The organism is Natronomonas sp., from assembly GCF_036625485.1.
GTDB lineage: Archaea > Halobacteriota > Halobacteria > Halobacteriales > Haloarculaceae > Natronomonas.
Map to the genome: position 1 here is coordinate 1 of NZ_JAZKTR010000137.1, position 6,286 is coordinate 6,286.

Genomic DNA, 6,286 nt, shown 5'->3' on the forward strand with positions numbered 1-6,286 from the left:
AGGCAAACATATCGTCTGATAATCGATATTTCAGCGGAGTGCGTTCGAGAACCCTGCCGATGATAATCGGTGCCTCGTCGGATGCCGACAAGCGCCTCGGCACCCCGACACGGTGATGGAGATCATCACTCGCCGTCGTTGTTTTCGCCCTCTTCAGCGTCTTCACCCTCTTCAGCGTCTTCGGCTTCCTCCTCGCGTTTTGCCAGTCCGGCGAGATGAGGTGCTTCCTCGACGATTATCTCCTCGGTGCCGAGGCGAACGGCGTTTTCGCTGCCGGGCAGACAGAAGACAGGGACGCCGTCGGCGACGCCCGCCACGGCGCGGGTGCCGACGATTTTCGTCCCGATCTCGTCGTAGGAGAGCGTGCGGAACAGTTCACCGAACCCCGGCAGGTGCTTTTCGAAGAGCGATTCGACCGCCTCGATGGTCACGTCGTCGGGGGTGACCCCCGTGCCGCCGGTCGTGATGACACAGTCAGTGTCGCCGCGTCCGACGAGGCGGTTGACAGCGCCCTGCACCTTGTCGTAATCGTCCCTGACGAGTTCCCGAACGGACATCTCGTGGCCTGCTTCGGTGACGATCTCGATGATGGCGTCGCCAGCGGCATCCTCGTCGATGTTGCGACTCGACGAGACGGTGAGGACGGCCACGCCCAACTCGTGGATGTCGTGGTGATGGTGATCGTCGTGGGCGTGTTCGCTGTCGTGTCCGTGATCGTCGCGGGCGTGTTCGCTGTCGTGTCCGTGGTCGTCGTGGGCGTGTTCGTGCCCGTCGTCGGTGGGTTCTTCGGTCATACGACCCACTGCGGCGGCCGCGGTGTAAAGTCCACCGTCCAGATTGCTTTCTCCGCTAGTGTTTTGCACGGTGCGTACGCAGGGGGGATTATGAAAGCGATATTCTACGAAGAGCACGGCTCCACCGACGTACTGCAGTACGGCGAATTCCCCGACCCTGAGATCGACTCGGAGGAAGTACTGGTCGATATCAAGGCTGGCGGCCTCAACCACCTCGACGTCTGGACCCGCAAGGGGATGCCCAGCCCTGAAGAACTGCCGCACATTCCCGGCAGCGACGGCGCGGGCGTCGTCAGCGAGGTTGGCGAGGACGTCACCCGCTTCGAGGAGGGCGACCGCGTCGTCGTCGACCCGAACCTGTTCTGCGGGAAATGCGAGTTCTGCCGGAAGGGCGAAACGTCGCTGTGTGTCGACTTCAAGATGATCGGCGAGCACGTCCGTGGCGTCCACAGCGAGCAGACGGCGCTCCACGAGGACAACCTCATTCCGCTGCCCGAAGACGTCGATTTCGTCAAGGCGGCGTCGGCCCCGCTCGTCTTCCAGACGGCATGGCGGATGCTCGTCACCCGCGCGGACATCCAGCAGAACGACAGCGTGCTGGTCCACGGTGCCTCCGGGGGGGTCGGCCACGCGGCCGTCCAGATCGCCGCCAACGAGGGCTGTGAGGTCTTCGCGACCGCCTCGTCCCAGGAGAAACTCGACTACGCGAGCGATATCGGTGCCGACCACCTCATCAACTACGAGGAGGTCGACTTCAACGACGAGATCAAAGAGATGACCGACGGTCGCGGCGTCGACGTGGTCGTCGACCACATCGGTGAGGCGACGTGGGACGGTTCGCTGTCGGTCGCCGCCCGCGGCGGCACCATCGTCACCTGCGGTGCCACCTCGGGCATCAGCCCCGAGACGAACATCCCGAAGGTGTTCTGGAAACAGCTCGATATCCTCGGGTCGACGATGGGCACGCCCGGCGAGATGGACGACGTGATGGCGAAGGTCTTCGACGGCACCTTCGAACCGCACGTCCGTGAGGTACTGCCGATGAGCGAGATCGAACGCGGCCACGAGATCCTCGAAGGCCGGGAGGGCTTCGGGTCGGTCGTCGTCGTCCCGGACAGCGAGTACGACCCCGACTCGTATGAGTGACGGCTACGTCCACGAACCGGACGCCGACGGCGACGCGCCGAGCGGCGAACCGACAGGGCCGGCCAGCGATGCGGCCGGCGATGGAGGGCCGGACGCGGACGAGGGGGCGCACGTCCATCCCGACGGGGTCGACCGGGAGTTCGACTGGCGAGGCTGGATGCTGGTCGGTGCCGTCTTCGTCGCGTTCCTGCTCATCCCGGGCATCATCTACGCGTATCCGTACGCACCTACGGTGTTCGGGCTCACGTTCTGGGACACCTACCTCGCGTTGCCGATGATTCCGGCTATCGTCCTCGGCATCCTCGCGGTGTGGGCGACGACCCGCCCGTAGCCGGACCCGGACGGGCGCGCAGTCGGTGGGGCCGCCGCAGGCCGCCAGGTGCCCGAACGTTCGCCGACGCCGCCCAGCACCGAACGCTTTTGACCGCGTGCTGTGAGTTGTACGGTCATGCCATCGGCAGTCGATATCGCGGGGTTCGCGGCGGAGGTATCTTACGAGGAGTTGCCCGACGAGGTCCGAGAGGCCGCCAAGCGTCGGGTCCTCGATACCGTGGGCGTCGCGCTCGCCAGCCTCGACGTCGAACCGACCGATGGAATCCGGCGCGCGGTGACGACCGGAACCGACGTCGAGAGCCGTCTGTGGGGTTCCGACCGCGGGGCCGCACCCGCCGACGCGGCGATGTACAACGCCGCGCTGGCGGAGGCGGGCAACCGGGCGACGTATCTCGCACCGACGCTCTCGTCGGCCGCCGGGCCGATACCGGCCGTCCTCGCCGCCGCGGAGGCTCGCAGCGCCCCCGGTGAGGAGTTGCTCGCCGGACTGGCCGCGGCCCACGAGGTCCACGGCGAGTTGGCGTGGAACGCACCGCTGGACGGATTCCATCCTGCGACTCACACTGCCATCGCGGCCGCGGCCGGCGCCGGCCGCGCGATGGGCTTTGCCGTCGACAAACTCACGAGCGCCGTCGGCCTCGCGGCGAGTCGTGGCACGCTCGGTATCGAGGAACGGCCCTTCGACCCCATTGCCGTCGGGTCGGCCGCCAAACACGGCCTCGAAGCCTGTCTGCTCGCAGAGGGCGGGGTCGTCGGACCCGACTCCTTTACCGCCGGGGGCGGCTGGACCGACCTCGTCGGCCCGTTCGACCTGGATTTCGACCCCGGCTGCGAGCGTGTCCGTGACGCCGCGATTCGGCCCTACGCCGGCCACCCGCACGCACAAGCGGCCATCGAGGCCGCCCTCGACGTCGCGGAGGATACGGCCTTCGATCCCGCGGACATCGACGACGTTTCGGTCGAAAGCTACGCCGAGGCCGTTCCGGAGATCGACGCCCGGGCCATCGCCGCGGCGCTCGTCGACCGAGACGTAACCGTCCATCCCGGCGAACGCGCCGACCTCCGGCCCGTCGCCGACGCCGTCAAGATAACGAGCACCGACTACTTCGACGAGCGGGTCGGTATCGGCGAACTACCCGCCCGGGTGACCGTGACCGCGCGCGACGGTGCGAAACACGAGGCCGAGGTCCAGTGGCCGACCGGCCATCCCGCCAAGCCGGCCTCGTGGGGCGTCGTCGAAGAGAAGTTCCACGTGCTGGCCGGCGACTACGGCGCCGAGCGCCGGACGGCTATCGTGGATACCGTCCGCTCGCTGGAAGCCGAAACGGCCGCAGAACTGTCGCGACTACTGGATTAACCCCGTAGCGGGGCCGCCTCGGAGTCGGCGCCGGTCGTTTCCCCATCGGATTCGGACGCCTGTACGGCGAGTCCGCAGATGCGGGCGTACTGTCGGAACTGCGCCCGCGAGAGCCCGGCCCGTCGGGCCGCCTCCGCCTCGGTCAGGGACTCGTTCAGATACATTGCCACCGCGTCCCGAACCCGATATGTAGACATCGTATTCAAGTTCGCATACAATCCGGTAGCTTGTAAAACTTTTCTCGGGATTTTACACGCATTCGTAAAGTATCTGCCGCACAAGGAAACGTACGTTTGTCAAAAAGATACGGCAATAATTGCTGTCGAGGTGTGTGATAGAACAGGAGCTGGTATCGTGAACTCCAGAAAGTCGGTGGCGTGAGAAACGGCGGTAGTCGAGTCGTTACGCTTCGGAGAAGTCCCGGCGCATCGCGATCTCGAACCACGGACAGAGGCGCAGTTGGCGGTACCACTTTGGGTTCTCGTAGAGTCGCTCGTAGGGGACCCACATCAGGCCCGCGACCTCCTCCTCGTCGGGGTCCATCGAGAGGTCGTCGAGGGTACATTGCAGCACGGAACAGACCTCCCATTCGAGGCCCTCGTTCATGTAGTAGCGCTTGTACTCGAACTTGTCCGTCACGCGGAGGTCGTTGTACTGGTCGGGAGAGATGCCGAGTTCCTCTTCGAGGCGTTCGCGCGTGGCCTCCAGTTGGGTCTGGCCCTCGACGGGATGGGAGGCGACCGTGCCGTCCCAGTAGGTGTCCCAGAGGCGCTTGTTGGGGGCGCGTTGAGCCAGGAGGATGTTACCGTCGCCGTCGAAGACCAGCGCCGTGAAGGCGCGGTGGCGGATGCCGTCGCCGGTGTGGGCGTCCAGTCGGTTGACGGTATCCTGTTCGTTGTCGTCGGCGTCGACTGCGATGACGTCCTGCAGTGCGTTCTCGTGGTCAGCCGGTGCCTCGTCGCCGGCCGCCTCCTCCGTGGTCCCGCCGTTCGCGGGGTCGATGTCGTCGGTGCTCATGCGTTTTGCAATGGGGGTAGCTGTTAAGGCCTCTTCGACTCGCCCCACGCTAGCCGAGTTTCTCGTCGAGAATCAGGCGCGTCTTCGTCGAGACGACCTCGTCGAGTTCGCGAGCGCGAGTGATCATGTCGTTGAGCGTCCCGGTGTCGGTCGTGTCGGCGACGACGACGACGTCCTCTTCGCCGGAGACCTGCCAGACGAAATCGACCTCCTTCCAGTCGGCCATCCGGTCGGAGATGGCGCCGGTATCGACGTCGACGGCGACGCCGATCTCGACCATCGCCTTCACGTTGCCCGTCCGCGTGGCGATAGTGAAGCGTTCGATGATGCCCTCGTCGATAAGACGCTCCACGCGGTTGCGGACCGTCCCCTCCGAGGTACCGATCTCGTCGGCGATTTCGGTGTAGGGTGTCCGGGAGTCGCGCCGGAGGATGGCCAGTATCTGGCGGTCAAGGTCGTCCATCGAGATACGAGGGTTGCGTCCGGGGGCACTTACCGATTACGAATTTCGTAACTATGCTTCGAACACAAGCGTTAATTGGGGGTATAACATACGCTTCTCGTAATGACGGACGCCTACGTGGCGCTGGAGAACGGGCAGGTCGTCGAGGCCCGCGCCCGCGCACCCGGCCGTACTCGCGGGGAACTGGTCTTCACAACCGCCTACACCGGTTACGAGGAATCGCTCACGGACCCCAGCTACGAGGAGCAGGTCCTGACGTTCTCGTACCCGCTCATCGGTAACTACGGCGTCCGAGAGGAACGCTTCGAATCCGAGCGCGTCCACCCCCGGGCCGCCATCGCCCGCGAGTTCACCGAGGACGTCGCCGAGTGGCTCACCGAGGAGGGCATCCCGGCCGTCGACCACCTCGACACTCGCGACCTCGTCACCAACATCCGCGAGGAAGGGGCGATGAAATGCGGTATCGCCGCCGGTCCCGACGCCACCCCCGAAGCCGCCGAGGAGGAACTGGAACAGTGCAAGGCCATGAGCGAGCACACCGACATCGGCAAGCAGGTCTCCGTCGACGAACGGCAGACCCACAACCCCGACGGCGACGGCCCGACGGTCGCGCTTATCGATTGTGGCGCCAAGGGCTCCATCACGAGTTCGCTCGTCGACCGCGACGCCACCGTCGAACTCCTGCCGTACGACGCCACCGTCGCCGACGTCGAGTCTGTCGACCCTGACGTCCTCTTCATCTCCAACGGTCCCGGCGACCCCAAGAACTTCGAGCAGGCCGCCGCGCTGGTCGACGAGTACGTCGACGACCTGCCGCTTGCCGGTATCTGTCTCGGCCAGCAGGTCATCGCCGAGGCGCTGGGCGGCGAGACCGAGAAGATGGAGTTCGGCCACCGCGGCGTCAACCAGCCCGTTCAGGACCTCCGGACCGAAAAGGTCGTCATGACGACCCAGAACCACGGCTACACCGTCTCCGAACCCGGCCAACTCGAAGTCACCCAGATCAACGTCAACGACGATACCCCCGAAGGCCTCGAAAGCGACGAGATGGACATCATCACCCGCCAGTACCACCCCGAAGCCCATCCCGGCCCCAACGACACTCTCAGCTTCTTCGACGACGTCATCGCGCTGACCGAGGAAGATTCCGTGGCTACGCCGAGCGCGGACGACTAA

General features: G+C 65.4%; 8 protein-coding genes. 4 read left to right on the plus strand and 4 right to left on the minus strand.

The genetic code is table 11. The annotated features are described in order from the left end of the window. Nucleotides 1-125: 125 nt before the first annotated feature. The gene (locus V5A53_RS11845; RefSeq protein ID WP_332313821.1) at nucleotides 126-794 is read right to left on the minus strand and encodes a MogA/MoaB family molybdenum cofactor biosynthesis protein; all 669 of its coding nucleotides are present in this window, start codon (nucleotides 792-794) and stop codon (nucleotides 126-128) included. A gap of 90 nt (nucleotides 795-884) precedes the next feature. Between V5A53_RS11845 and V5A53_RS11850 the strand changes: the two genes are divergently transcribed. From V5A53_RS11850 to V5A53_RS11860, 3 genes are all read left to right on the plus strand, one after another. After that, nucleotides 885-1,940: a zinc-binding dehydrogenase gene (locus V5A53_RS11850; protein WP_332313822.1), complete on the plus strand. Its 1,056-nt coding sequence runs from the start codon at nucleotides 885-887 to the stop codon at nucleotides 1,938-1,940. After that, nucleotides 1,933-2,271 (plus strand): hypothetical protein, encoded by a 339-nt coding sequence (locus V5A53_RS11855; RefSeq protein ID WP_332313823.1) that lies wholly within the window; start codon nucleotides 1,933-1,935, stop codon nucleotides 2,269-2,271. The genes V5A53_RS11850 and V5A53_RS11855 overlap by 8 nt, the downstream gene beginning before the upstream one ends. A gap of 117 nt (nucleotides 2,272-2,388) precedes the next feature. Continuing rightward, nucleotides 2,389-3,630 carry an MmgE/PrpD family protein gene (locus V5A53_RS11860; RefSeq protein ID WP_332313824.1) on the plus strand — a complete coding sequence of 414 codons (1,242 nt, stop codon included), beginning with the start codon at nucleotides 2,389-2,391 and terminating at the stop codon, nucleotides 3,628-3,630. On the opposite strand, the gene V5A53_RS11865 is transcribed toward V5A53_RS11860, so the two are convergent. The 3 genes from V5A53_RS11865 to V5A53_RS11875 form a co-directional block, all read right to left on the minus strand. Then, nucleotides 3,627-3,794 carry a hypothetical protein gene (locus tag V5A53_RS11865; protein ID WP_332313825.1) on the minus strand — a complete coding sequence of 56 codons (168 nt, stop codon included), beginning with the start codon at nucleotides 3,792-3,794 and terminating at the stop codon, nucleotides 3,627-3,629. The genes V5A53_RS11860 and V5A53_RS11865 overlap by 4 nt on opposite strands. Before the next feature lie 238 nt (nucleotides 3,795-4,032). Beyond that, nucleotides 4,033-4,647, minus strand: coding sequence for an NUDIX hydrolase (locus tag V5A53_RS11870; RefSeq protein ID WP_332313826.1), 615 nt, complete (start codon nucleotides 4,645-4,647; stop codon nucleotides 4,033-4,035). Between the two features lie 49 nt (nucleotides 4,648-4,696). Next, complete coding sequence (locus V5A53_RS11875; protein WP_332313827.1) at nucleotides 4,697-5,110, minus strand: Lrp/AsnC family transcriptional regulator; 414 nt, start codon at nucleotides 5,108-5,110, stop codon at nucleotides 4,697-4,699. A gap of 102 nt (nucleotides 5,111-5,212) precedes the next feature. Between V5A53_RS11875 and carA the strand changes: the two genes are divergently transcribed. Then, the gene (carA, locus tag V5A53_RS11880; RefSeq protein WP_332313828.1) at nucleotides 5,213-6,286 is read left to right on the plus strand and encodes a glutamine-hydrolyzing carbamoyl-phosphate synthase small subunit; all 1,074 of its coding nucleotides are present in this window, start codon (nucleotides 5,213-5,215) and stop codon (nucleotides 6,284-6,286) included.

Excerpts from the sequence above, each read along its gene's own strand:
- V5A53_RS11845 (WP_332313821.1), bottom strand. The coding sequence starts at position 794 with ATGACCGAAGAACCCACCGACGACGGGCACGAACACGCCCACGACGAC.
- V5A53_RS11850 (WP_332313822.1), top strand. The coding sequence starts at position 885 with ATGAAAGCGATATTCTACGAAGAGCACGGCTCCACCGACGTACTGCAG.
- V5A53_RS11855 (WP_332313823.1), top strand. The coding sequence starts at position 1,933 with ATGAGTGACGGCTACGTCCACGAACCGGACGCCGACGGCGACGCGCCG.
- V5A53_RS11860 (WP_332313824.1), top strand. The coding sequence starts at position 2,389 with ATGCCATCGGCAGTCGATATCGCGGGGTTCGCGGCGGAGGTATCTTAC.
- V5A53_RS11865 (WP_332313825.1), bottom strand. The coding sequence starts at position 3,794 with ATGTATCTGAACGAGTCCCTGACCGAGGCGGAGGCGGCCCGACGGGCC.
- V5A53_RS11870 (WP_332313826.1), bottom strand. The coding sequence starts at position 4,647 with ATGAGCACCGACGACATCGACCCCGCGAACGGCGGGACCACGGAGGAG.
- V5A53_RS11875 (WP_332313827.1), bottom strand. The coding sequence starts at position 5,110 with ATGGACGACCTTGACCGCCAGATACTGGCCATCCTCCGGCGCGACTCC.
- carA (WP_332313828.1), top strand. The coding sequence starts at position 5,213 with ATGACGGACGCCTACGTGGCGCTGGAGAACGGGCAGGTCGTCGAGGCC.